This is a genomic window from Gemmata obscuriglobus, from assembly GCF_008065095.1.
In the GTDB taxonomy this organism is placed as follows: Bacteria; Planctomycetota; Planctomycetia; order Gemmatales; family Gemmataceae; genus Gemmata; species Gemmata obscuriglobus.
In genome coordinates this window covers 3577904-3603054 of sequence record NZ_CP042911.1, presented here as the reverse complement: position 1 = coordinate 3603054, position 25151 = coordinate 3577904, and the positions used below count along the sequence as shown (strand labels likewise).

Genomic DNA, 25151 nt, shown 5'->3' with positions numbered 1-25151 from the left:
TGCGTCGGTCCGCCGGGTGCGGGTACGATTGCTCCTGCCCGTCGGCCCCGAACTCCTCCGACGCTCCCCCTCAACCTCGATCCCCGTGAACATGAGCGCCAACAGTGCGGAAAACGACGTTGAAATGATCGAGAGGCTCCGCGCCGCGCACCAGAAGCTCAAGCGTGAGATCGCCAAGGTCGTGGTCGGTCAGGAAAAGGTGCTCGATGAACTACTGATGGCAATCTTCTGCCGCAGCCATGCGCTCCTGATGGGCGTACCCGGGCTCGCAAAGACGCTGATGGTGTCAACGCTGGCGCAGGCGCTCGATCTCGGCTTCAAGCGCATCCAGTTCACCCCCGACCTGATGCCGTCCGACATCACCGGTTCCGAAGTGATTCAGGACGACCCGGTGACCCGGGAGCGGATGTTCAAGTTCATGGCCGGGCCGATCTTCGCGAACATCGTGCTTGCGGACGAGATCAACCGCACCCCGCCCAAGACGCAGGCCGCGCTGCTCGAAGCGATGCAGGAGCGCAAGGTCAGCATCGGCGGCTCCGACCACCCGATGCGCGCCCCGTTCTTCGTGCTCGCCACCCAGAACCCCATCGAGCAAGAAGGCACCTACCCCCTTCCCGAGGCCCAGCTCGACCGGTTCCTGTTCCTCATCAAGGTCGATTACCCGACCGCCGACGAGGAAGAACAGATCATGCGGATGGGCACCGCGGACACGAAGGTGAAGGTCGAGCCGGTGCTCAACGCGGAAGACATCATCGGCCTCCAACAGATCGTCCGGCGGGTGCCGGTATCGGACAAGGTGTTCGACTTTGCGAAGCGGATCACCCGGCTGTCGCGCCCCGGAACGCCGGAGGCGGCCGAGTTCGTCCACAAGTGGCTCACCTGGGGCGCCGGACCCCGCGCCAGCATGAACCTGATCTTGGCCGCGAAGGCCCACGCCCTGCTCCGCGGGTCGAACCACGTCGCCGGCGACGACGTGGTCGCGGTGGCGACGCCGATCCTGCGGCACCGACTCATCCTCAACTTCGCGGCCCAGAGCGAGGGCGTCACGGTGGACGAGGTGATCCGTCGGTTGGTCAAAACTGCCGCCAAGGCGGTGGCCGCCTGACGAACCCGGAATGCGGAACACGGAATTCGGAACGAAAGCTAGGAATCCGAACTGCGTTCGCTTCCGCGCCGGTGTGCTTCTGATTCCGAATTCCGCGCTCCGCATTCCGCAATCCTAAAATGCCGACCTACCTCGATCCCCGAGTCCTGGCCCGCGCCGAAGCCCTGGGTTTGAAAGCCCGGCAGGTGGTGGAGGGGCTGCGCGTGGGCGACCACAAGAGCCCGTTCAAGGGGTTCTCGGTCGAGTTTGTGCAGCACCGCGAGTACGTGCCCGGCGACGACATCCGGCACATCGACTGGAAGGGCTACGGGCGCAGCGAGCGGTACACCATCAAGCAGTACGAGCAGGAAACCAACTTCCTGTGCCACCTGCTGCTCGACGGCAGCAACTCGATGCGGTACGGCCGCGGGGACGCGAACAAGCTGGCGTTCGCGAAACTGCTCGCGGCGTCGCTGGCGTACCTGACGGTTCGCCAGCGCGACACCGTCAGCCTCCGCATTTTCAACACCGGCTGGGTCGCGGAGCTGCCGGCGAGTTCGTCCCTCGCGCACATCAACGCGATCACCCACACGCTGGAAGGGACGGAGCCGCGGGACCGTACCCGCATCGGCCCGCTGCTCGGCGAGGTCGCGGACCGGCTCGGCCGCCGCGGGATCGTGTGCCTGATCTCCGACTGCCTCGAAGACCTTGAACCCATTCTGGAAGGGCTACGCCACCTGCGGTTCCGCGGGCACGAGGTGATCCTGTTCCACGTGCTTCACCCGGACGAGGTGAATTTCCCGTTGGACGGGAACATCCGGTTCGTCGGGTTGGAGGGCGCGGAGGAGTTGCGGACGCGCCCGCAACTGTTGCGCCCGGCGTACCTGCGGGTGGTGAAGCGGTACCTCGCGGACATCCAGGCCGGTTGCGACCGGGCCGGCGTAGACTACGTCAAGATGCTCACGAACCGACCGCTCGAGGTGGCGCTGTCGGAATACCTCGTGCGCCGGCTGCAAATGGGACGCAAATGAGCGTGGCTGAAGAACCGACACCCCCGGCACCCCCAACCGAAGCGAAGGGGGAAGAACGGCTTTCGCAAGCCGGCACCGGTTCCGCACGCCCGCCGGTCGGCCCTCCCCGGCCGTCCTCCGGAAAGCGGTTTTGGGGTATCGGCCTCGTGGTGCTGGGGCTCGCCGCAGGCGCCGTCGGGTACTTCGCGCTCCGGTCTCTTGAACCCCGGGACGACGCCGAACGGCTCCAGGGCGTGTGGCTCCTCGCCCCGAACGGGCGCGAGACCCGGCTCCCGGTGACGGTGCGGATCACCGGCGACCGGTGGGTGTACCTCGTCGGCGAGCAGGAGCAGAAGCGGTACCGGCTCACGCTCCGCCCCGAAGCGAACCCGAAGGAACTCGACCTCGCGCTAATCGGCCCCGACGATCAGCCGTCCGCGTTCGTGTTGCGCGGGATTTACGCGTTCTCGGACGGAACCGCCAGGGTGGTCGTCGCGCCCGACCCGAGCCCGCGCCCGGCGGCGTTCGACGCGCCCGACGGCCCGCCCGTGTGGGTGCTGGAACGCCCCTGATGCCTGAACTCGTACGCGTACCCGGTAACACGGCCGCTTTCTTGACGAGCCGCGACCGCCAGGGAGCGGAGCCACTTACCCCGCTCCCTGGCGGTCGCGGCTCGTCAACAACAAAAGCGACACCGCAGATGGGTTCACGAATCAGGATGAAAATGGGCTTGTTCCCCTCGGCCTGTAGCTGCACAGTGGCGGAACCGAAGACGGTGGCAGACCGGATCCACGGGTGAGAGATGAGCGAGAGCGGCCCGCCTCCGGCCCCTCGCATCTCACTCATCGCGTCGGTCCTGTTCAATTTTCCCCAGCGGTCGTGTGGTGCGGTCGCTTGCTAACAGTGCCACCGGCAACGGGCCTCCAGGCCAGGAAACGCCCCATGAAGTTCCTCGCGCTGTTCGCGGTTCCCTTCGCACTTGTCTGTGCCCTCGGCGACCCGGTACTGAGCGCCCCGGTGCCCAAACACCTGATGAAGGGCGAAGACCCGGAGCTTCAAAAACTCCAGGGCGAGTGGAACCTCACGGCGGTGTCGCTCGGCGGAGCCGAAATCGACATGAGCCGACACAACGCCGGCAGCGGGCTGGAGGTGCGCGGCGACACGCTGATCGTGACCGCCGGGCAACAAAACCAGCGGACGACCGCCACCTTCCGGCTCGACACGAAAGCGCAGCCGGCCCGAATCACCTGGCAGCAGGCGCGGGTCACCGACCTGAACGGCGGGCCGGTGAAGGACGACGATGCGGAGAAGCCGTGCGTGATGCTTTACAAGTTTGAAGCTGGTAAACTCGTACTCGCCGCCCGCAGCGGCAACCAGGAGCAGGCGCCCCGCGGGTTCGACAACAAGAACGAACCGGAGGTCGTGCTCCTGACCTTCACCCGCGTCCAGAAGTGAAGCGAGGAACCGGCCATGCGCAAGTTCGTCCCGCTCGTACTCGTTGGCGGCTGCGCGCGGCCGACCCAGCCCAACTCCTGGTCGGACGAACTCAAGGGGGACGCCGAGGCGCTCCAGGGCGTGTGGGCCGTCATTTCCGCCGAGGACGAACACATCGAAACGCTCACCGGCGCGGAGCGGAAGGACATGGGCTTGTTCCCCTCGGCCTGTGGCTGCACAGTGGCGGAACCGAAGACGGTGGCAGACCGGATCCACGGGAGAGAGATGAGCGAGAGCGGCCCCCCTCCGGCCCCTCGCACCTCACTCATCGCGTCGGTCCTGTTCAATTTTCCCCAGCGGTCGTGTGGTGCGATCGCTTGCTAACAGTGCCACCGGCAACGGGCCTCCAGGCCAGGAAACGCCCCATGAAGTTCCTCGCGCTGTTCGCGGTTCCCTTCGCACTTATCTGTGCCCCCGGCAATCTGGTGCTGGGCGGCCCGGTGCCCAGGCACCTGATGAAGGGCGAGGAGCCGGATCTCCAAAAGCTCCAGGGCGACTGGAAGCTCACAGAGATGGAAATCAACGGAAAAAACGTACCACCTGACACCCGTATTGAAATCGTCCTGGAGTTTCGGGGTAACAAGCTGACCGTAGTTGACAAACAACAGAACCAACGGCGTATCGCCGTGATTCGAATCGACACGACGGCAAACCCGACCCGGCTGGCGTGGCCCGAAGCGCGGGTGACCACCCTGAAGGGCGTGCCGGTTCGAGACGAGGCAGCGGAGCTACCGTGCGTGATGATTTACACGTTCAAAGCTGATACACTCGTACTCGCTACTTCGGGCGGCAACCAGGCGCCCCGCGGGTTCGACAACAAGGACACACCGGGCGGCATCCAGCTCATGACCTTCACCCGCGTCCCGAAGTGAAGCGAGGAAACGTCCATGCGCAAGTTCGTCCCGCTCGTACTGATCGCCGCAGCCGCCGTTGGCGGCTGCGCGCGGCCGACCCAGCCCAACTCCCGGTCCGACGAACTCAGAGGAGACGCCAAGGCGCTCCAGGGCGTCTGGGCCGTCACGTCCGCCGAGGACGGGCACATCTAGACGCTCACCGGCGTTGAGCGGAAGGAAGCCGAGGAGATGATCAAGCAGGTCCGGCTCGTGTTCGACGGGTACCGGATGATCATCGTCGAGCAGGGCGAGAACGAGCCGGTGTCGTTCACCCTGGATGAATCCAAGAACCCGAAGGTGCTGGCGCTCCGGCTCGGCGGCCCGGACGTTCCCGTGGCGGTGTCCACCGCGCGCGGCGGCACCGCGGTCGCCCCGCGCGCGACGGCGGCGTTCAGCACCGCGCGGGCGGGGTCCTATCGGGCCGGCACCTCCCGAGGAGCGGCCTACGGAACGGGTGCCGGCAGCGCCAATCCCCCGCGCCCGTCGGAAACGTGGCGCTGGATCTACAAACTGGACGGCGACACCCTCACGGTCGCGTTCATCAAGAAGAACAAAACGTTGGTGCCGACGGAGTTCAAGCCCCGGGCGGAATCGAGCCAGGCGGGGCAGCCGGCGGTCCCCGCGGTGATGGTCATCACGCTGAAGAGAACGACCGAACCGCCGCCGTTCCGGACGCGAGCCAGCACCCAGCCCGTGAGCACACTCCCGATCAGAGCGACGACCAAGTAGCCAGGAGCAACGAACCGATGCGCACGCCCGCTTTCACCGCGCTGCTCGTGGGCACGGTTCTCGCCGCCGGGTGCGGCAAAACGCCCGCACCCGCCCCTGCTCCCGAGGGCGCTCCTCCGGGGCCGTCCGGCCCCGGGGCGACCGCGTCGGACCAGGACCGGTGCCAGGGGTACTGGAAAATGGTCGGCGGGGACAAGGGGGACGGGATGAAATCGCCGTCCGCCGACCGCGCGCTGTGGCTGCACTTTTCGAGCACCAAGCTGACCTACGGCGAATCGTCCGCCGATCCGGGCGAAACGCACGCCGTCGTTTGGGACACCGCCGCGAACCCGAAGACGCTGACCCTGACCCCGAGCGGACCGGACGGGAAGCCGCAGCCGCCGGAAAAGTGGATCTACCAGTTCGACGGGGACCACCTCCTCGTCGCGTTCTCTGGCGGCGGCGCACTGCCGACCGAGTTCAAGGCCCGCACGCCCCAGCCGTCCGCGCCGGGCGTCCTCGTGCTGAAGTTCGAGAAGTCCGCCGAGAAGCCGCCCGCCCCGGCCAAGCGTCCCCTGACGAGCAACCGGTAACGACGCCGCTCCCCGACAGGGTTCCCCGCGATGCCGTTCCAGGCCCCCCTGATGCTGTTCGGCGCGGCGGCCGTTACCGTGCCGCTCGCGCTGCACTTCTTCTACCGCGCGCGGTACAAGCCGCTGCCGTGGGGGCCGATGAAGCTGCTCCGAGAGGCCGTCGAGCAGACCAGCCGCCGCCTCAAGTTTCAGGAGCGGTTGCTCCTGCTGCTCCGGTGCCTCGCGCTGATCCTGCTCGCCCTCGCGCTGGCCCGCCCGGCGCTCGATTCCGTGTCCGGGGCCGCATCGGACGGCCCCGTCGACGCGGTCCTGATGTTCGACACGTCGTACAGCATGGCCGCCCGCGACGGCGAGAAAACGCGCCTCGAGCGCGCCAAGGACGCGGCCGTCGCGGTGCTCGACGCCCTGCCCGACCAGTCGTCCGTGCAGATCTACGCCTGTGCCGACCGCGCGCAAGCGCTCGGCCCGGTGTCGCGGTACAACCGCGACCAGGCGAAGCAGCTCGTTCGCTCCATCGAGGTGACGAGCCTCTCGACGGACGTCCTGCCCGGGCTGACCGACGCGCTCGCGGCGGCCGAGACCGGCACCGCCCCGGCGAAGGAGATTTACGTCTTCAGTGACCTGCAGAAGAGCGGGTTCGAGCGCCAGCAGCCGGGGCTGCGGGCGAAGTGCGAGGAGGCCCGCGAGAAGAAGGCGGGCCTCGTGTTCGTCCGGTGCGGGAACCCGGGGCGCAAGATCCCGAACGTCTCGGTCGTGGACGTGAAGCTACTGGCCGCGATCCCGCACACCCGCACCCGCGTGCCCTTCGTCGTGACGGTCAAGAACACCGGCCCGGAACCGGTCCGCGGGATCAAGGTGTCGCTCGAACTCGACGGCAAGGCGGTGGAGCGCGACGCGACCCAGATCGACCAAATCGACCCCGGCGCCACCGCCGAGGTCACGCTCACCGGCGGCCTTGAGGAGTCCGGGCCGCGGCTGCTGGCGGTGTACGCCGACGGCGACGGGCTCGACGGGGACAACGTCCTCTACAAGATCGTCGGCGTGCGCGATAAGGTGAACGCGCTCCTGGTGGCCCACCCGTTCGCTGGCCTGCCGGCCACCGACGCCGGCGACTGGTTCGTGCGCAAAGCCCTGGTCCCGTTCGACACCGAGCGCGAGCGGGACAAGATCGAAAAGTACTTCATCGCCACGGAGTCCGTGCAACCGGCCGAGGTCGGGCCGGACAAGCTGGCCGGCAAGGACATCGTCTACCTGTTGAACGCGCCGGTGCGCACCGACGACCCGTTCGTCGGGATGCCGCCCGCGTTCGTCTCGCAGCTCGCCGAGTTCGTGAAGGGCGGCGGCGGGCTCGTCTTCGGCGCCGGCCCGCTGGTAAACCCGGGCGACTACAACCGCGTGCTGGGCCGCGCGGGCGCCGGGCTGTTACCCGTGCCGCTCGGGCCGGACCTCCCGGCCGCGACCGCCGAGGCGCCGTTCCGGCCGGCGGTCGAAAGCATCGACGACCGGGACGACGTGTTCGGGAAGGTGAAGCCCTACGCCGACTGGATCGACCGCGCCACGTTCACCCGGATGCTGCACCTGGACGACACCGGCCCCGACGCCGCCGGCGGGCGGGTGCGGGTCCGCACCACCGACAACCGGCCGCTGGTGGCGTCGCGGGTGGTCGGCGACGGCGAGGTGCTCTTCTTCGCCGCCCCGCTTGACGAGTCCTGGGGTAGCCGGCTGATGGCAGACGGCCAGTTCGCGGTCCCGTTGACCACGTACATCGTTTCGCACCTCACGGGCCGCAAGGTTCCGGGCGGCGCGCGGACGGCCGGCGACACGCTAACCTGGGCGCCGCCGGTTGCGGCGTCCGGGTACGAACTGATCAAGCCGCGCCCGCGAACCGGTAAAGGCGACGACGGCCGGAACCGTCTGCGGGTGAAGCTCGGCGAAGCGAAGGCCGGTGCCGGGGCGCGGCCGGTCGTCAGCACCGCCGATTCGCTGGTGGCCGGCGAATACGCGATCGTGCCGGCCGGCGGGGCTCAAGCCGACGGCGCCACGTTCGCGGTCAATCCGGATTTGCGCGAAACCGACAACCTCGAACCGGTGTCTGATTCAGAGCTGGAGAAAATGCTCGGGTACCGCCCAACGATCATCCAGGCGGGGGCCGGCACCGAGACCGCGATCCGCGAGCGCCGCACCCACGGCGAATGGACCGAGTGGGTCCTGCTGGCGCTGTTGTTGCTCCTGATGGGTGAAGCGACGTGGGCGTGGTTCTGCGGCCGGGCGTGGTGACCTGCGAACGGCGCGGCGCGACATCTACCACCGCCGGGCCAACTGACTGGTAACCGTGCATCCTCCGGATGCGCCGAGTTGGTACTCATTCTCACGGTGTGGATGAGGAGCCGTTGTTTGGCGCGCGTGTTCGCGGAGCGACCCACCCCGGCCCCTCCCTGCAGGGAGGGGAGTTCTGCGTCAGCGCCAAGCGAACACGATGTGCGAAGCGATTCCGAAGTGCTTCGCTCCCCTCCCTGCAGGGAGGGGTCGGGGGTGGGTCGCTCCACGAATACATGCGGCGGCGTTCTTGGGAACTCGCCTTCAACCGGACGTGGTGTCAGACGCCGGGTCTTTGTTCGATAACGGGTGCCGCGCGCCTATGAACGCTCTGTTCGCGTCCGCCGAACTGTTCGCCGAGTTGCAGCGCCGCGGCTGGTTCCCCGCGTGGCTGGCGCTGCTTCTTGCGGCGGCGGCGGTGGTCGCGGTCGGGGCGCTGTACGTGTTCGAGGCCGGCGGGCTCGGCGTCGTGCGCCGGCTGCTGCTCGCGGGCGTTCGCATGTCGGTCGTGCTGGTCGTCGCGTTCCTGCTGCTCCGCCCCACATGGGTCCGGGAGGACAGCGCCCAGCGCCGGCGCCCCGTCGCGGTGCTCATCGACGTGTCCCAGAGCATGGACCAGAAGGACCCGCGGCCCGCGCCGGAAGACCACTGGCGGGCGGCACTGGCGTTCGACCTCATCGAGCCGAACAAACCGCTCCCGACGGCCCCGCCGGAAAAGGAGGAGCGCCCGTCGCGGTTCGCGGTCGCCCGCGCCGCGCTCACGAACCCGCGCCTCGACCTGCTGAACCGGCTCAAGGCGATCGGACCGCTCGAGGTCTCGACGTTCGGCACGACCCGCTCCGGCGGTAAGGACGGTAACGACCTCGAGTGGCTCAAGGCACAGACCCCCGACCAGCCGCGCACGGCCCTCGTCGCGTCCGCGCTGGAGTTGCTCAACCGAGACGACAACGACCTGCCCGCGGCGGTGGTGGTGGTCACCGACGGGCGCGAGAACGGCGGCAGCAAGACCTTCGCGGAACTCGCCGAGCGGTTCCGCGACCGCAAGGTGCCGCTGCACGTCTACGGCGTCGGCAGCTCGTCCTTCGGACAGCTCCGCCTGCGCGACGCCAGCGTGCCCGAGTCCGTGTTCCAGGACGACATCGTGACGGTGCCGGTGCGGTACGCCGTGAAGGGCGTGGCCGCGGGCAAGGTAGACGTCGTGGTGAAGTTCGGCGACCGCGAGGTGGCCGCGAAGCGGGACATCCCGGTGCGCGAGGGCGACGACATCCGCGAGCAACTCAGCTTCGTGCCGACGCAAGAAGACATCGCGGCGAATCGGCAGGAGGTGACCGTCACGGTCACGGTGCGGCCCGACGGCCCCGGCGCGCGCGACCCGCTCACCGACACCGTGACCAAGCCGGCCCAGATCATCACCAAGAAGCTCCAGGTGCTCGTGGTCGAAGGGCTCCCGCGGAAGGACTTCCAGTTCCTGATGCGGGCGCTGCAGCGGGACCGGCGGGTGGACGCGCGGTTCTTCCTCACCGAAGGCGACCGCGACGCGATGAAGCTCGGCGAGCCGTGGTTGGCCGAGTTCACGCAGCAGGACAACGGCACCCTCGCGCTCGAGCGCGAGTCGTTCCGCAAGCTGATCAACGCCTACGACCTCCTGATCATCGGCGACGTCCCGGGCGCGTTCTTCACGCCCGACCAGCAGCAGGTGATCAAGGAGTTCGTGACCGAGGGGGGCGGGCTGATCCACATCGCCGGGAAGGTCCACGCGCCGCACGAGTGGCTCAGCGCCGAGACGGGCCGGCACACCATCGCGGACGTGCTCCCGGTCGAGGCGGTCCCGGTAAAGTTCCCGCCCCGCCCGCCGGGGGGCCGGTACTACCAGCCGTTCGTTCCGGCGCTGGCGCCCAGCGCGATCCGCAGCCCGCTGGTGGCGCTGGAAGACATCCCGACCGACAACGCGATGCTGTGGGACCGCACCGCCCGCACCGAAGCGGCCGAGCCCCCGGAGCGGGCGTCGCAGACGAAGCAGTTGCAGCCGATGGAGTGGTACTACCCCGTGACGCGGCTGAAGCCCGGCGCCGAGGCGTTCTTAGTCCACCCGACCCAGCGCACCCCCGGGCCGGACGACCGGCCGCTGCCGCTGCTGGCGGGCCACTATTACGGCAAGGGGTACGTGCTGTTCAGCGCGTTCGACGACACCTGGAAGTGGCGGTTCAACGAGGCCGACCGGTACTTCGGCCGGTTCTGGAGCCAGTGCGTGTACCAGGCCGGCGTCCCGCGGGCGACGGGGACGAAGCTGACCCAGGTGTCGCTGGACACGCTCGAACCGGTGCAGGGCCGGACCGGGCAGGTTTACGCCCGGGTGCTCGACGAGAACTTTAAGGCGCTCACCGCGGACGAGGTCAGCGCCACGCTGGAGCGGATCGGAGGGGGCGGGGACGACAAAGACGCCCGCACGCCGGTGAAGCTCCAGAAGCTGCCCGGCCAGGACGGCGAGTACGTCGCGCCGCTGACGTTCAGCCGTGCGGGGCGGTACAAGCTCCACGTGTCGCCGGGCAACCGTTCGCCCGCGACGCTGGAATACCGGGTCACGCTGCCGCCCGATCACGAACAGGCGCCGGGGAGCTTGGCCGAAGCCGAGATGGCGAAGCTCGCGGCCGAGAGCGGGTCGGCCGAACGACCGGGCCGCTTCTACCGCGAGGAAGATCTGCACCGGCTACCAGACGACGTGAAGGCGCAGTTCGCAACGTTCACCAAGCGCGAGGAAGTCGTCCTGTGGAACCGGTGGCCCCTGTTCCTGCTCATCGGGCTGCTGTCGGTCGAGTGGTTCCTGCGAAAGTTCAGCGGGTTGAGCTGAGTAACCCGCCTCACCGGCCGGCGCCTCCGCGCTGGCGTTCGATTTTTGCCCCTTCCCGCAAGGGAGCAGGGGTCACAAAGAGCCAACGTGCTGGCGCGTTTGGGCACCGACGAATGAACCTGCTACTCGAGCAACTCCGGCACTGGCGGCGCACCGAGCGGCTCATCCGGGTCGTGTGGGGCGGGGCGCGGCTGGTCGCGATCCTCGGCACCGTTCTCGCGCTCGCGTGCTTCGCCGACTGGACCGCCGACCGCTACCTCGGGTCCGAGACGTGGCGCCGGGTGCTCAGCGCCACCTGGGTGTTCGCCCCCACCGCACCCACCGCCGAGGAGCGCTGGTTCAGCGACCACATGCGGCTCGCCCACGGGTTCCGCCCCCCGCCGGCCGCGGTCATCGATGATACCCCCGGCTGGATGCACGCCGGAATGACCTTCGGGCAGCTCGCCCTCGCCCTGGGGCTGACCTACTGGCTGCTCGTCCGCCCGTGGCTGCGCACCCCGCCGATCGACGACCTCGCACAGCATGCGGAAAAGGCGATCCCGGCGTTCGGGCACCGGCTCGTAACCGCCATCCAGTTGAACCGCCCGGCCGCGCGCACGCACGGGATGTCGCCCGCCCTCATCGCCGCGGTGACGCGCGAGGCGGGCCAGTTGGCCGCCGCTCACAACCTCCTACAACTCGTGGACTACCGCCGGCTGGGCTTCGCGCTGCTCGTGGCGGCGCCGGTCCTGATCGGCTGGACCGTGTTCGGGCTCGCGAAACCCGCGCTGGCCGGGGTGCTGCTCCGCCGCCAGCTTTTGGTGAGCGCCGAGATCCCGCGCAGCATCCAGTTGAAGAACGTGTCCGAAGAGGTATGGCCGATCGGTGCGGAGGTCCAGGTGCGTTACGAGGTGACCGGCGCGTACCCGCGGCCGTGGTTCACGGACCGCCTTCGTGCGGAACTCGGGTTCGCGCTCCCGCCGCCGACCGCCGGGTTCAGCGGCCGGCTACGGGTCGAGCCCGACGGCCAGCCCGAAGAGACCTACGACCTCGTGTACGAGAAGGAGGTGCCCGGCAAGCCCGGGGCAGCGTACTTCGTCACGAAGCTGCCGCCCTCGTCCATCAACTTCGGGTTCTCGGCGCGCCTGGACAGCGGCCGCACGCGCGAAACCGGCCGGGTGCGGTTCGAGGGGCGGCCGCAGCTCAGCCCCGACGGCGACGCACTCACCGCGGAACTGTGGCTCCCGAAGTTCCTCGGCACGCAACCCGACGGCGGGCCGTTCGTGCGCCGGACCGACGGCTGGGTCCGCGGCGACGTGAGCGACGCCCTGCCCCTCGCCCAGATCCGCGTGGACGCCAAGTTCAACAAGCCGGTGCGGTCCGCTCGGCTCGTGCCGATCCTGCGCGAGGGGGCGCGCGAACGGGATTTCGTTCCGTCGGCGGGGGACAACTTCCAGTTGCCCCGCGACATCGACACCGACCGCCGCTCGGCGGTCTGGCTGTTCCCCACGAACGAGAAGCTGATCGGCTACCGCATCGAACTGACCGACGACCGCGGGTTCACGAACGAGGTGCCGATCCGGCGCACCGTTCGCATGCTGGAGGACCGCCCGCCGGCGGTCGCGCTCCTGCCCGAGTCCACCCGGCACCCGGACCCGGAGAACTACCACGGCACGTCCACCGCCAAGCTGGCGCACGAGTGGGGCGACCGGTTCCCCCTCGCCGAAGGGGGGCGCGTGATGGTTGTCTACAGCGCCCGCTCGGAACAGGGCGTCGGTCGGGCCGCCGTCGCTTATCGGGTGATCCCGAAGGGCGTCGCCCCCGACGCGATGCCGCCCGAGTGGCAACAGGTCCAGCACCCGCGCCAGGACTGGAACTGGCCCGAGAACAAGAAGGTCTTCAAGCGACTCCCGCTGAAACCGGTCACCGCGAACCTGGCGGCCGTGGGCAACTACGTGCCCGACCTGGGGCTGTTCGAGAAGTCCTGGCAGGGGCTGAGCAAGTTCGACCAGTTCAAGGTGAACGTCGAGTTCTACTCACAGCCATCGCCGAACCCGGAAGCGGAACCCGCCGGTCTGGAGGCCGGCGGGCGGTACATGTTCGAGATCGACGGGCTGCAAAAAACCGTCCCGGACGGGAGCGGCGGGTTCACCACCGCGAAACTTGAGGTCGGGGACACGGTTGAATTATACGTCGAGGCGTTCGACAAGAACCCTACGCCCGGGCGCGCGCCGGGGCACTCGCGCGAGGCCCGGCGGAAAACCGTGGTGACCGGTGAGGAAGCGGGCGTCGCGATCAAGATGCGCGACGAGCAGAACCGCCAGCTCCAGCTCCAGCTCCAGGACAAGCTCCGCGAGTTGGCCACCGACCAGGCCGACCTGTTCCGGCAAACCACGAACGCGCCGAAAGAGCCGGAGAAGAAATAGCGCCGGCCCGTCCGGCGCCGCAGCGAACCGGTAACGGGCGGACCGATTCCCGGTTGCATTCGGTGCGGAACGGTTGGATACTTAACGGATTCTCGTCGGGTCGCCGCTCTCCCACGACCCCAACGCCTCAAGGAGGCCCGCCGATGACGACCCGTCGTAGCTGGTTCGCGGCCGCGCTGCTCCTGGTCGGGCTCCTCGTTCCGCTCGCCACCTCGCAGGACAAGAGCGCCGACCCGGCCAAGCAGCGGGACGACCAGCAGAAGATCAAAGCCCGCATCGACGAGGCCGCGCGCCGCACGTCCTCGACGCTCGACGCGCTCATGTTCCAGCGGCTCGCGCCGGGCGCCGAGCAGAAGATGCTCCGCGGCGTGGCCGACGACCTCCGCGGGCTGAGCGAGACCGAGATCCGGGCCGTACTCGCCCACCTTGAAGCGGCCGTCGCGGCGCCCGCCAACGCGACCAAGGAGCAAAGAGAGGCCGCCGAGGCGAGCAAGACGATCATCACCCAGCTCAAGGTGATGTTGGGCCAACTGGACGTCATCAAGAACCTCGACGAGGCCGCCGACCGGCTCGAGCGGGCGGCCGAAAAGCAGATCGCGCTGATCGGCGACACGCACACGAACACCACCCTGCCCACCCGCGGGTCGGTACGCATCGACGACCGCGGGCCGCTCGCCGCCGAACAGGGCGAACTGCGGGTCGAGGTGCTCGCGGTGTTCAAACAGGTCAACCGACTGGTGACCGAGAAGCTGCTCACCCCGGACCAACTGGCCCGGCTCGAACGGGCCGAGGCTTTGTCCCGCGGCGCGAAGCTGGCCGAGGACATGAAGGACACCGCCGGCCTTCTAAAAGCGGGTGCATTTACCAGTGCCAGCGTGCCGCAGCGGCGCCACACGAAGGAGCTGAAGGATCTGGCAGCGGCGCTTCGGACCCCGCCCGCCAGCCGGCTCGACGCGCTCAAGAAGGCGCAAGCCGAGGTCAATAAGGCGATCGGCGCCCAGACGAAAGTGAACCGGGACACCGCCGAGCGGCTCGACGCCGCCGAGGTGCGCCGCATCCAGCGCCAGGGGAGCGACCCGAACACCGTCCGCGCGAACGAACTGGCCAACCAGCAGACCAAGGCCGAGTTCGCCGCCCGCGACGCCCATAAGGCGACGTTCGAGGCGGCCCCGGACGTGGCCGAGAAGCTCCGCTCCGCCGAGCGCAAAGAGTGGGACGCCGAAGAGAAGCTCCGCAACCGCGACATCGCCAGCGCCAAAGAGCCCCAGCAGCAGGCCCTGGAGGAGCTGAACGAGGCGAAGGACGAACTCGACCGCCAGATCGCCGCCGCGGAACTCGCAAAGGTGGACTCGCTGGCCGCCACCAAACAGGCCGCCGAACGCCTCGACGCCATCATCAAGGAACAGAAGGACGCGAACGCCAAAACCGATAAGGCCTCGGCCAAGCCGGAACGTGCCCCCGAGGCCGCGACCGCACAGAAGGATGTCGCCAAGAAGACCGAGGAGCTACGCGGCGCCCCGCTCCCGCCCAACACCGACGCAAAAGCAGCGCTCGACAAGGCGCTGGACGCGCAAAAGCAGGCGGCCGCGCAACTCGATAACCAGCAACCGGACGCGGCGAAGCCGAAGCAGCAGGACGCGCTGCAGGCCCTCGAACGGGCCAGAGACGAGTTGGAAAAACAAGCGAAGGCGATCGAACAGCGCCGCGCCGAGATCGCCAAGCTCGAAGACCTCAAGGGCAAACTGGACGAACTCGCCAAAGGCGAGAAGGACGTGGCGAAGGCAGCCGACCGGGCCGCCGGCGATCCGAAAAAGCCCGAAACCGGGGACCTCGCGAAGAAGCAAGCGGACCTGAATCAGTCAACGAAAGATGTGGGCGCAGAGCTGAAGGAACTCGCCCCCGATGCCGCCGGCAAGGTCGGCGATGCGAACACGAAGCAAGAGGGCGCGCAGAGCGACCTCGCGATGAACATGCCGATGGCGGGCGGCCAAAAGGCCAAAGAAGCCGCGGACAAGCTCGCCGACGCCGCAAAGGACGTGCAGAAGAAGATCGACGAAAAGAAGGGCCAGGAGGCCGCGGACCAGGCCGCGCTTCAGCCCAACAAGGTCGACCCGCAGCAGGCCGCGCAGCAGCTCGCGAAGGCCATCGAGCAGGCGAAGGACGCCGCCGAGAAGGCGAAAAAGGCACAGCCGCTGAACGTCCCGGACGGCACGCCCGCCGACGCCAAGCAGAAGGACGGGCCGCAGATCCTGGCGCTCCAGAAGTACATCGCGATCAAAGCGGCCGAGCAGAACATGCCCGACGCCGCAAAGGCCGCCGATCTCGCCGCGAAAGCGTTCGAGAAAGGCGACGTGCCGCAGTGCATCGAGTACCAGGAGCGCGCGCTCGGCGCGTTGAAGAAAGTGAAGGTTGAACAGGAGCAGAAGGCCGAGCTGGACAAGAAGGGTGACAAGGGGCCGCCGGACAACCCGTGCGCCCCGCTGGACGATAAGGATGCGGGCGACAAGGACATCAAGGAGCTGATCGAGAAATACAAGCTGCCCGAGAGCCCGACGACCGATCAGCTCATCGAACTCCAGCAGAAGGTGCTCGACGCCACAAAGGCGCTCCGCAAGTCGCAGCAGGCGAACGCCGAGGCCCAAGCCGCCCTCCAGCAGGCCCAGGCGAACGCGCCGATGGCCGTGCAGAACCAGTTGCAACAGGCCGGTGACCAGCTCCAGAAAGCAGGCGATCAATTGCAGAAGGGGCAACCGGATCAGGCCGGAATGAGCCAGCAGCAGGCCGCTCAGGGGCTCCAGCAAGCGCTCGACGCGCTGAACCAGGCCGCAATGGCCCAGGGCATGCCCGGTGCCCAACCCGGAATGGGTCAGATGGCCCAGGCCGGTATGGGAATGGGCACGCAACCCGGCATGGGCATGGGAATGGAGCCGGGGATGGGCACGGGTATGGCTCAGGCCGGGATGGGGATGCAACCCGGGATGGGAATGGGTATGGGAATGGGCACGTCCCAACAGAGTACGAACATGGGGACGAGCGAAGGCGACCGCGCCGGCGGCGAGAAGCTCAAGAACGCCGGCTCGTCCGGAACCGGAACGACCGGGGACGGCGCCTTCATCAAGCTCCGCAGCAAGGACCGCGACAAGGTGCAGCAGACCACCGACGCCCAGTTCCCGGCCGAGTTCCGCGAACTGATCAAGCAGTACAACGTCACCATCAAGAACGGGAAGCCGATGGGCACCGCCCCGCGCGGCAAGTGACCCGGAGGCCGCCCCGCTCGTCGTTCCGCCGGGCCGGTGAACCGCACGCGCTGGCGAGCGCAACACGGCTCACCGGCTTGGTTATTCTCGCCCCGCCCGCACGTTCCCGAGGCGCCCGCCGGAGCCCCACATGCGCCGCTTCTTCTTCTCGTTCGTCCTGACGGGCTCGCTCGCGGGCGCGTTCGCCGCCCCCGCGGGCACGCAACCGCCGCAGGCCGACAGCGCGCCCGGCGTTGCCCCGAAGGACAACGTGAAGATGGACGACGCGACCAAGAAGGCCGTCGATAAGGCACTCAAGTACCTCGCCGGCCGGCAGGAGGCCGACGGCGCCTGGGCCAGCGGCAACACCGCCATCACCGGGTTCGTGCTGCTGGCGTTCATGGCGAACGGCCACATGCCGGACCAGGGCGATTACGGCCGGCACGTCGCGAAGGGCGTCGGCCACCTGTGCTCCGCCGCCCGCGCCGACGGCTACCTCGTCGGCGCCCGCGGCGGCAACATGTACTGCCACGGGATGGCGACCCTGGCCCTCACGCAGGCCTACGGAATGACCGGCGACGAGAACGTGAAGAAGGTCACCAAGCGGGCCATCGACCTGATCGTCAGGACGCAGAACAACGAGGGCGGCTGGCGGTACGACCCGTCCCCGACCGGTGCGGACATCTCGGTCACCATCATGCAGGTCATGGCGCTGCGCGGCGCGAAGGACGCCGGCATCCACGTGCCGGACAAGGTGATGCGAGACGCCCTGAAGTACGTGAACCGGTGCTACGACAAAAAAACCGGCGGGTACAAGTACCAGCCGTTCTCCGCGGGCGCCGGGTACGCGCGAACCGCGGCCGGGGTGTGCGTGCTCCAGCTCTGCGGCGAGTACGACGCGGACGAGATCAAGAAGGCGGTCGAATTCCTGACCAAGACGGGCGACGACCAGGGGCACTTCTGGTACGGGCACTACTACGCGTGCCACGCGATGAACCAGGTCGGCGGGGAGCTGTGGGAGAAGTACTACAAGCGGATGCGGGACCAGTTGCTCGCCCCGGGCTTTCAGAAGGGCACCGGCGAGTGGCACGACATCTACCGCGAGGCGGCCTACGGTCCGACCTACCAGACCGCTATTGCGGTGCTGATCCTCAGCGTCCCGACGCACTACCTGCCGATCTACCAGAAGTGACCGGCGTTCGCGTCCTCGTGTGCGGTGGTCGTGTCGCTGTTCTTGACGAGACAGGATCGTCAGAAAGCGGGGCACGAACGCGCGATGGGGACGCGAAGACCGTTTTGACAGGATCGACGGGATGAACAGGATTTAAAATCGATCGGTCTTTATCCTGTTCATCCCGTCGATCCTGTCAAAAACGGCCTTTAGAAGCGTGCGCCCCGCACGGGCCGCAAAAAGCCGCCCGTTCTCGTCCTCGTGCCCGGTGGTCGTGTCGCTGTCCTTGACGGGCCGGGAGCGGTATACGCGCTACCCTCCCGGACGCCCCCGGCTCGTCAGGAACGCGACACTCACGACGGGCTCTTGTATCAGCTCGCCGAGCCGATTCGATGCTCTACCACTACGTCGGGCCGCGGTCGATCGCCGCGCGAAGTGGGGCCGCCGTGTGCGGTGTGCCCGTCAGCACTCCTACCGACCTGCTACCGCGGCTCAGTTCGGGTAACGTTACCGTCACGTTCGTCGTCAGCGCCGAAGGCACGCTACTCGTTGCCGACCGGCACTCGGAACACGTCGCCTGTGCGGGCAACCGCCCGGTGCGCGCGGCGGGCGAAATGTGCTTCGCGATCGAGCGCGGGCGTGTGGTCGTCACACGGGTCAGCAACCAGTCAACGGGTTACTGCCCCGAACCTGATTCGTGGGACGCGGTGGCCGACGCTCTGCGCGCGGTCGGTCTCGAACCGACAGCCGGATTCGACCCGCGGTGCGAGTTCCGGCGCTGCGTGGCGTGCGGCTGGCTCAACTTGGTCAAACACGGCGTGTTCGAATGCGTCGGGTGCCGAGCCGACCTGCCCGACGAGTACAACGCACAAGAAACGCCCGGCAAGTGAACTCCACCCTGCTGCGGCACAACCGGTGCGCGACTGAACCCGGTAGTTTCCAGTTCGTTGGTTGTGCGCCACCCGCCTGCTGACGCAGGCGGTTCGACAAGTCACGGTCGAACCGCCTGCTGACACAGGCGGGTGTAACCTGGGAATGCCCCGATCCGGCGATCGATCTCGTCACGGCCGTCGCCAGATCAAAACGACTGCGCCGACAAAACATCGATCAAATACCCCTCCCGGTTGCATCGTCCGTGTTGAGTGACACCTCAACCGATTCGGCGAGCAATTCGTGCGAGCATTGGGTTCACCAAAGCGGTACACTCGGGTCCATTGACCTCTCGGAGCCCCACCGTGCCCGAACCCCTTCCTGATCGCCGCGAGTTCATTGCCGCTGCCGCAACCGGCGCCCTTGTGTCATCGGCCGCTCCAGCGGACCGTAAGCCGGTGTCCGGTTGGGGAGCGGCCGTCATGCCGCAGCCGTTCGAGAAGGGCGCGTTCCGCGCGGTCGAACCGCCCGCGTGGGTGCGGGACACCGTCGGCGTCGGGTACACGCTGTCGGTCATGAGCCCCGCCCAGCGAAAGGAAGCCGCCGGGTGGGGCGTGACGCTCAGCGAAGTGGGCTTCGTGGACCCACTGTACGCCTACTACGACAGCAAGCTGTTGAAGCGGCGCAGCCCGCACGTTCCGCTCGATCGAGTGAAAAAGGACATTGAGGAGTACCAGAAGCTCGGCGTGCGCATCCTCGGCGTGTACCCGCCCACGCTTCAGGGTGAGGTGTGGGAACTGCACCCGGACTGGCGCCGCGTCGCCACCGACACGGACCAGGTGCCCGAAGTCGATCTGAAGAAGTTCGCGCACGGCGGGATGCTCTGCCCGCTCGGGCCATACGGCGACTTCTTCATTGATGTGCTGTGCGAGATCGCCACGCAGTTCCCGGCGGTGAGCGCGTTCAGTTTCGACGGGCTGCACCACGCCGGCGGGTGCTACTGCAAGCACTGCCGCGCGAACTACACGTCCGACACCGGCGGGCCGATCCCGAAGCGCGACATGCAGAGCGAGGCGTTCCGCAAGTACCTGCACTGGGCGGACCGGCGGCTCGAAGCCCTCGTCCAGCGGATGCAAGAGCGGCTCAAAGCGCTCAACCCCGACATCGCACTCGTCACCTGGACCACCAACGCCGGGCGGTTCGGGCACCTGCTCGACATCCCGCGCAACATGCCGGCCCGGCTGAACCTCCTGTTCGACGCCCCGGACCAGGAGTTCTGGATGGACGAGACGAACCGCGGGTCGAGCGTGGTGCCCGCGTTCGGCGCGGCCTACGTGTGGGCGGTAACGAACCACCGGACGGCCTTCGCCGAGCCGTACCTGATGAGCCGCGGGAACCCTTACGGTAAGGACAGCTTCCCGGCCCACGAGGTCGAGCGGCGGGTGCTGCTCGCGCTCACCCACGGGGCCGGCCCGAGTCTCGCGGTGCTCCAACCCGAGCGCCTCAAACCCGCCGTGAAGAACAGCCTGGCCGCGTTGACGGAGCGGAAGCCGTGGCTCACCCACAATCGCCCCGAGCCGTGGGCCGCGCTCCTGGTGAGCGACAACACCCGCGTGTTTTACGGCCGCAGCAGCGGCCAGGTGGAGGAGCGGTACCTCGCGAACGTGTTCGGGTTCTTCCGGGCGGCGTTGGAAGAGCACCTGCCGGTCACCCTCATCAACGACTGGAACCTGACGCCCGGGGATCTGGCACCGTACAAGGTGCTGGTGCTGCCCAACGCGGCCTGCCTGAGCGACGCGCAGTGCGCGGCGGTCGCGCAGTTCGTCGAGCGCGGCGGCGGGGTCGTGGCGAGCCTGGACACCGGGCTGTGCGACGAGTTCGGCACCCCGCGTAAAACGCCCGCGCTCGCAAACGTCCTGGGCGTCACCCACCAAGGAATCGCGGTGGCCGGAAAGGGGGACGACAGGCTCGACGAGAACTTCGCGCGAACGCTCCCTCCCGAGTACTGGGCGAAGCGCAAAGGCGTTTGGGACTTCAAGCGCGGCGCCGACTCGCCGCTGCTGGCGACCGAACGACTGGACGCGCTGATCGGGGCCGAGTTCGTCACGTTCAAAGGCCCGGTCGTCCGCACCGAGCCGCTCCCCGGGAGCACCGTCCATGCGACCGTGCGCCCGAAGGACAGTTCGAAAGGCGAACCGTTGCCGGCGATCGTGTCTCGCACAGCCGCGACCGGGAAGGCGGTCTACTTCGCGGCCGGGATCGACGCGGCCCATTACCTGTCGTCGTATCCGTACTACCGCGCCACACTCGCCCGGGCGCTGCGCTGGGCGGCGGCGGCGGCACCGCCGGTCGAGGTGACGGCGCCGATGTGCGTGCACGCGACCACGGTGCGACAGAGCCGGGACGGCGAGCGGCTCGTGGTTCACCTGTTCAACGACGTGAGCACGACCGCGGGGCACGGGCACCCGGCCGAGGAAGTGCCGCTCCGCGAGGAGACGATCCCGATTCACGACATTGAGGTCACGTTGCGGGGGTACCGCGTGAAGCAGGTGCGCCAGGAACCCGGCGCGCGCGTACTGCCGTTCAAGCAGCGCGGCGAGGAGACGACGTTCGCGGTCCCGAAGCTCGAAATCCACACGATGGCCGTGGTGGAGCTGGGGTAGGTCTGACGAGCCAGCCCTTGCGGCTCCGGCGGTTTGCCGCACCTGGGACGAGAGCCCGCGAACCGCACGAACTGACGGAAGACCTCAACGAAGTGTCATCGCAACAGGTGATGCGGCGTTAAGACTTGTGACCGAACCCGATGACGTAAGCGCCTGGGCCGTGGCGGCGTTCTGGCTCGAAACGCCGCCCGGGCTCGCCGCAACCGTTCACGCCTCCAGGCGGGCGGAAGAGCAAGTGCCCTTCCGTCCGCGCATGTCTGTTCACAGCGAACCAGTGCTCGTTGGCCAGCCCCGCCGGGTTCCGGTACGCACCGCCCCGAGTAGCCGACGCGAACACCGCGGACCAATTTCCGTTCGCTACCATGAGAAGAAGCGCACTTCCGAACCCGACACGAGGGTACACTATGCGGCGACGGCCGGCCCTGTTCCTTTCCGGTATCGCGGTCCTCGCGACCGTCTTGGTCGCCGCGCTCCTGATCCGGTTCACTCACACCCCTGGCCCCGCACTGGTTCTACCTGAAGACGTGGCGCAAGCCGAACCCGCCGACCCGTTCGACGCACCCGATCCAGACCCGCTGGACGCGCCGCCCGCACCACCGGCGCCGCCCGATCTGTCGAAGTTGACGGTCGACGAGGTGATCGACCGACTCGACAACTCCGCCGATTACTCCTCCTGGATCGGTGCGTTCCGGGAGATCGCCAGCCGCGGGCCGGCGGCCCGCGCGGCACTCCCCGCCCTCCGGTCGATCAAGAACGACCGCGGCGTCGCGTACTGGGCCGCACTCGCGGAGTGCGCCATCGAACCCGAGCGCTCCGACGCGCACCTCGCCCGCGCGCTCGGCCTTCCGGGCTCCAAGAGCGACCCGGCACGCATCGGCGCCCTCGTCGCCGCTCCGAGACTCGTGTCCGAAGTTCCCGCGCGACGCGACGCGGCGTTCAAACTCATCGAGACCATTGGTTGCCGGCCCGACGACCCCTCGTACCCGGCGCTGCTCAAGATCCTCCGCGACCCGAAACACCCCGGCCGCGCCCGCGCCCGCGAACTCCTGTGGTCCGCGTTCGTTCGGGGCCCTACCGAGGTCGGTCGCACTGCGCCGGTGCCGAGCGAGGAGGACGTGCGCGTCTGGTCCCGCCTCACCCCGGAACAGGCGGCCGAATGGGTGCCGCTGCTCGCCGACCCGGACCAGAAGTTGGCCGGGATCGGGGGCGCGGTCCTGGTACTGTCCGGCGAATTCGCCAAAGGTCTGCCGGTCGTACTCGCCCACGAGTGGCCCGTGTGGGCCGTGTGGGAGCAGCAGTTCGACGAACCCGGCGCGCGCCGCCAACCGAACTATCTGCCGCTCGTCGTGCGCGAGCGCCTGACCAAAGCGCGTAACTCGGCGGCGGAAAAGGAGCAGGTGCGCGCCGTCGCCGCGCCCGAGCTCCGTAACGGCAAGACGCTGCGCGCGAAACGTGCCGCGCTTCAGGTGCTACAGACGGCAGGCGCGACCGACCCGGACGCGCTAGCCCCGGCGTTCGCCGACCCGGACCCGAGCGCGCGCCGGGCCACCGCGCGAGACCTGCTCTCGTGGCAGTGGCCGCCATCGGCTGTTCCCCAAGTCGCGGAGTACTTGCGCCGCGAGCCCGACCCGATCCTCGAGACGTGGTTCGACGAGTGGCTCCGCCTCTTTGATGAACTTCCGCAGGCGGCCCTCGACTTCGTCGCGGCGCGGGTGCTGCCACCCAATGGCAAGCCCGGATTCTCGAACGCCTTCGATCGGCTGCCGACGACCGGACCGGGCGCGGACGGGACGCTCGCTCTCGTGGTGCGCTACCTTGCGGCCCCGGCCGACAAAGACGGCCCGCCGGCGTTCGAGTCCGCGGTGGCACTGGCCGGGCGCTTCGGACCTGCGGCGAAGGCCGCCGTGCCGTTCATGCGCCGCGGCCTCAAGGGCACGCGTCGCGAAGAAATCCTCCGCACCGCAGACGCGATCCTGCAGGTCGTTCCGGGCGATCCCGAGGCGATCAACGCCATTGTGGCGGTCGTCGAGGAGCGGACCGAAGACGCCTACCTGGCCGTTGAGCTGCTCGGCAAGCAAGGGGCCGCGGCCACGCCGCACGTTCCGAAGTTGATGGCCCTGGTCGAAAGCGGGCTCAAGATGGAAGACTGGCTCAGGGCGAAAGACGGCACGGCCCCGTACCACGGGGAAATCGCGGCCAAAGCCCTCAGCGCGCTCGGTACGCACGCCCGCACCGCCCTTCCCCTCTTGCGGACGTGCCTGGACGCCCCACTGACCGAGCAATCCCCGGTGGGCACCATCGTTCGGTCGGTCGGCGCAGTCGGCCGGATCGACCCGGCCGATCCGGCGGTCGTGCCGTGGCTGACGGACGTTCTCACCGGGCGCCGGAAATCCCCCCGGAAGCATCACACGGACGCCCGATTGTACGCGGCGGAAGCGCTGATCGCGCTCGGCCCGGCGGCCCGCACTGCCGTTCCCGAGTTGATTGAATTCGCTCGTCGGGACGGCCGCCGGTGCCACGGGCTCGCTTTATTCCTCGTTCACCACGCACCGGACAGAACCGCCGAGATTCTCAACCTGTTGGCCGACGACTTCATCCTCGGCCCTTCGGTTTGGAACGACGCCGACCCCGCACTGCGACGGCTCGCGGCCGACGGCACGGCCCACAGCACTGCTTCCGTTCGGCGAGCGGCGTGGGGCGTACTCGCCACCGTCGGCGTTGCGGGCAAGGACGAAGCCCGCCTCCGTGCCCGGGCCGCGGGCGAGAGCGACCCGGTATCGGCGCGGGCGGCAGCGGTAGCGCTCGGGCGTCCGTTTGTTCACCCGACGCCCGAGCAGCAGAAGGCCATCGAGTCGTGGCACCGGGCGACCAACCGGCGCCTGCTGCCGCTCCGGCTGGCCCGGGTAATTGAACGCGGGGCGTGGAGCGATCCGATGGCCGCTCTTCGCCTGGGAGACACGGCGTTCGCGGTTTCGGAAACGGACCCGCGGGCGCTGCGGGCACACGCCGCGCTCCTGGTCGAAGCCAGCGACAAGGATGCGGGCGACTGGCACAGCATAGAAACCCACTCAATCGTTCGCGCAGTGGTACGGGCCGCGCCGGACTCGGTCGGCCCGCTGACGGCGCGGCTCGCTCCCGACCGCTCGCCGGAGATCCGGGTGCGCGCGGCGCTGGCACTGATGAAAATCGGGCCGAAGGCGGCGGCGGCGGTTCCGGCACTCACGAAGGCACTGAACGACAAGTACCCGGCGATCCGTTGGGCCACCGCGGAGGCGCTTCTGGCGATCGATCCGTCGGGCCAGCCGGACGCGGTGCGGACCCTGGCACGCTACGCGCTCGCGCCGCTCACGCCGGAAGAACAGGTGCTCCAAGGTGATCCGCGGCCGATAGTCGTTGGGGTGACGAACAACCGCGAACCGCTGACCACGCTGCGCGGGCTGAGTTCCGCGGCGCTGGCGCCGGCGGCCGACATCTTTGCGAAGTACTATGCCGATCCGAACTACTTGCGCCGTGCGGAAGTGGGGGAGTTGCTGCTCCGCGCCGATCCGGCGCGTGCCGTCGAAGTGATGACCGCGCTCGTGGGCGCGCTGACGGCGCCGCCTGATCCGGTTCGGAACTCGGTCTACCTGTTGCCAGAGTACGCGGTAGCAGGGCGACTGGACGCATCGGCGCGTCCGGCGTCGAAGGTGCTGGCGGACGCGCTGGCCGCGCACGCGGACGACGACCTGACCCCGATTCTGGCGCGGGCGCTGCGGCGCGTGGACCCGGCCGCCGCTCGCGCCGCGGGCGTCCGGTGAGTGGGATTGCTCCGCGCGTACCGCGCTTGTGGAAGGCGGGACGCCACCGGGACCAACGGGCCG

At 68.5% G+C, this 25151-nt stretch carries 17 protein-coding genes; all 17 read left to right on the top strand.

Annotated features, from left to right (window positions below; all coding sequences use genetic code 11):
* The first annotated feature begins 91 nt into the window (after positions 1 to 91).
* The 17 genes from GobsT_RS14875 to GobsT_RS14800 all read left to right on the top strand — a co-directional run bounded on the left by GobsT_RS14875 (position 92) and on the right by GobsT_RS14800 (position 25088).
* Positions 92 to 1105 (top strand): AAA family ATPase, encoded by a 1014-nt coding sequence (locus tag GobsT_RS14875; protein ID WP_010049563.1) that lies wholly within the window; start codon positions 92 to 94, stop codon positions 1103 to 1105.
* Between the two features lie 119 nt (positions 1106 to 1224).
* On the top strand, positions 1225 to 2115 hold the full coding sequence (locus tag GobsT_RS14870) for a DUF58 domain-containing protein (protein ID WP_010049562.1): 891 nt from the start codon (positions 1225 to 1227) through the stop codon (positions 2113 to 2115).
* A complete protein-coding gene (locus GobsT_RS14865) occupies positions 2112 to 2666 on the top strand; it encodes a TIGR03067 domain-containing protein (RefSeq protein WP_081471968.1) in 555 nt (184 codons plus the stop codon). Before GobsT_RS14870 ends, GobsT_RS14865 begins: the two co-directional genes overlap by 4 nt.
* A gap of 370 nt (positions 2667 to 3036) precedes the next feature.
* The gene (locus tag GobsT_RS14860; RefSeq protein ID WP_010050280.1) at positions 3037 to 3549 is read left to right on the top strand and encodes a TIGR03067 domain-containing protein; all 513 of its coding nucleotides are present in this window, start codon (positions 3037 to 3039) and stop codon (positions 3547 to 3549) included.
* Between the two features lie 15 nt (positions 3550 to 3564).
* A complete protein-coding gene (locus GobsT_RS14855) occupies positions 3565 to 3912 on the top strand; it encodes a hypothetical protein (RefSeq protein WP_010050279.1) in 348 nt (115 codons plus the stop codon).
* A 41-nt stretch (positions 3913 to 3953) separates the two neighbouring features.
* A complete protein-coding gene (locus tag GobsT_RS14850) occupies positions 3954 to 4460 on the top strand; it encodes a TIGR03067 domain-containing protein (protein WP_010050277.1) in 507 nt (168 codons plus the stop codon).
* Between the two features lie 15 nt (positions 4461 to 4475).
* Positions 4476 to 4634 (top strand): hypothetical protein, encoded by a 159-nt coding sequence (locus GobsT_RS37775; protein WP_010050275.1) that lies wholly within the window; start codon positions 4476 to 4478, stop codon positions 4632 to 4634.
* A 36-nt stretch (positions 4635 to 4670) separates the two neighbouring features.
* Positions 4671 to 5210, top strand: a complete 540-nt coding sequence (locus GobsT_RS14845; RefSeq protein ID WP_010050273.1) for a hypothetical protein — start codon at positions 4671 to 4673, stop codon at positions 5208 to 5210.
* Positions 5211 to 5227: 17 nt separating this feature from the next.
* Positions 5228 to 5782 carry a TIGR03067 domain-containing protein gene (locus GobsT_RS14840; RefSeq protein ID WP_010050271.1) on the top strand — a complete coding sequence of 185 codons (555 nt, stop codon included), beginning with the start codon at positions 5228 to 5230 and terminating at the stop codon, positions 5780 to 5782.
* Positions 5783 to 5812: 30 nt separating this feature from the next.
* On the top strand, positions 5813 to 8059 hold the full coding sequence (locus GobsT_RS14835; RefSeq protein ID WP_010050269.1) for a BatA domain-containing protein: 2247 nt from the start codon (positions 5813 to 5815) through the stop codon (positions 8057 to 8059).
* A gap of 361 nt (positions 8060 to 8420) precedes the next feature.
* Positions 8421 to 10946 (top strand): hypothetical protein, encoded by a 2526-nt coding sequence (locus tag GobsT_RS14830; RefSeq protein WP_010047757.1) that lies wholly within the window; start codon positions 8421 to 8423, stop codon positions 10944 to 10946.
* 113 nt (positions 10947 to 11059) lie between these two features.
* A complete protein-coding gene (locus GobsT_RS14825) occupies positions 11060 to 13351 on the top strand; it encodes a hypothetical protein (RefSeq protein WP_010047754.1) in 2292 nt (763 codons plus the stop codon).
* Positions 13352 to 13494: 143 nt separating this feature from the next.
* Positions 13495 to 16608, top strand: a complete 3114-nt coding sequence (locus tag GobsT_RS14820) for a hypothetical protein (RefSeq protein ID WP_010047752.1) — start codon at positions 13495 to 13497, stop codon at positions 16606 to 16608.
* A gap of 130 nt (positions 16609 to 16738) precedes the next feature.
* Positions 16739 to 17779, top strand: coding sequence for a prenyltransferase/squalene oxidase repeat-containing protein (locus tag GobsT_RS14815; protein WP_010047750.1), 1041 nt, complete (start codon positions 16739 to 16741; stop codon positions 17777 to 17779).
* Positions 17780 to 18150: 371 nt separating this feature from the next.
* Positions 18151 to 18648: a hypothetical protein gene (locus GobsT_RS14810; protein WP_010036365.1), complete on the top strand. Its 498-nt coding sequence runs from the start codon at positions 18151 to 18153 to the stop codon at positions 18646 to 18648.
* Positions 18649 to 18993: 345 nt separating this feature from the next.
* Positions 18994 to 21291 (top strand): alpha-amylase family protein, encoded by a 2298-nt coding sequence (locus GobsT_RS14805; RefSeq protein WP_232068356.1) that lies wholly within the window; start codon positions 18994 to 18996, stop codon positions 21289 to 21291.
* Positions 21292 to 21695: 404 nt separating this feature from the next.
* A complete protein-coding gene (locus GobsT_RS14800; RefSeq protein ID WP_010036361.1) occupies positions 21696 to 25088 on the top strand; it encodes a HEAT repeat domain-containing protein in 3393 nt (1130 codons plus the stop codon).
* Positions 25089 to 25151 lie beyond the last annotated feature (63 nt).

Excerpts from the sequence above, each read along its gene's own strand:
- GobsT_RS14840 (WP_010050271.1), top strand. The coding sequence starts at position 5,228 with ATGCGCACGCCCGCTTTCACCGCGCTGCTCGTGGGCACGGTTCTCGCC.
- GobsT_RS14815 (WP_010047750.1), top strand. The coding sequence starts at position 16,739 with ATGCGCCGCTTCTTCTTCTCGTTCGTCCTGACGGGCTCGCTCGCGGGC.
- GobsT_RS14845 (WP_010050273.1), top strand. The coding sequence starts at position 4,671 with ATGATCAAGCAGGTCCGGCTCGTGTTCGACGGGTACCGGATGATCATC.
- GobsT_RS14810 (WP_010036365.1), top strand. The coding sequence starts at position 18,151 with ATGCTCTACCACTACGTCGGGCCGCGGTCGATCGCCGCGCGAAGTGGG.
- GobsT_RS14825 (WP_010047754.1), top strand. The coding sequence starts at position 11,060 with ATGAACCTGCTACTCGAGCAACTCCGGCACTGGCGGCGCACCGAGCGG.
- GobsT_RS14855 (WP_010050279.1), top strand. The coding sequence starts at position 3,565 with ATGCGCAAGTTCGTCCCGCTCGTACTCGTTGGCGGCTGCGCGCGGCCG.
- GobsT_RS14820 (WP_010047752.1), top strand. The coding sequence starts at position 13,495 with ATGACGACCCGTCGTAGCTGGTTCGCGGCCGCGCTGCTCCTGGTCGGG.
- GobsT_RS37775 (WP_010050275.1), top strand. The coding sequence starts at position 4,476 with ATGCGCAAGTTCGTCCCGCTCGTACTGATCGCCGCAGCCGCCGTTGGC.
- GobsT_RS14830 (WP_010047757.1), top strand. The coding sequence starts at position 8,421 with ATGAACGCTCTGTTCGCGTCCGCCGAACTGTTCGCCGAGTTGCAGCGC.
- GobsT_RS14800 (WP_010036361.1), top strand. The coding sequence starts at position 21,696 with ATGCGGCGACGGCCGGCCCTGTTCCTTTCCGGTATCGCGGTCCTCGCG.
- GobsT_RS14865 (WP_081471968.1), top strand. The coding sequence starts at position 2,112 with ATGAGCGTGGCTGAAGAACCGACACCCCCGGCACCCCCAACCGAAGCG.
- GobsT_RS14875 (WP_010049563.1), top strand. The coding sequence starts at position 92 with ATGAGCGCCAACAGTGCGGAAAACGACGTTGAAATGATCGAGAGGCTC.
- GobsT_RS14870 (WP_010049562.1), top strand. The coding sequence starts at position 1,225 with ATGCCGACCTACCTCGATCCCCGAGTCCTGGCCCGCGCCGAAGCCCTG.
- GobsT_RS14835 (WP_010050269.1), top strand. The coding sequence starts at position 5,813 with ATGCCGTTCCAGGCCCCCCTGATGCTGTTCGGCGCGGCGGCCGTTACC.
- GobsT_RS14850 (WP_010050277.1), top strand. The coding sequence starts at position 3,954 with ATGAAGTTCCTCGCGCTGTTCGCGGTTCCCTTCGCACTTATCTGTGCC.
- GobsT_RS14860 (WP_010050280.1), top strand. The coding sequence starts at position 3,037 with ATGAAGTTCCTCGCGCTGTTCGCGGTTCCCTTCGCACTTGTCTGTGCC.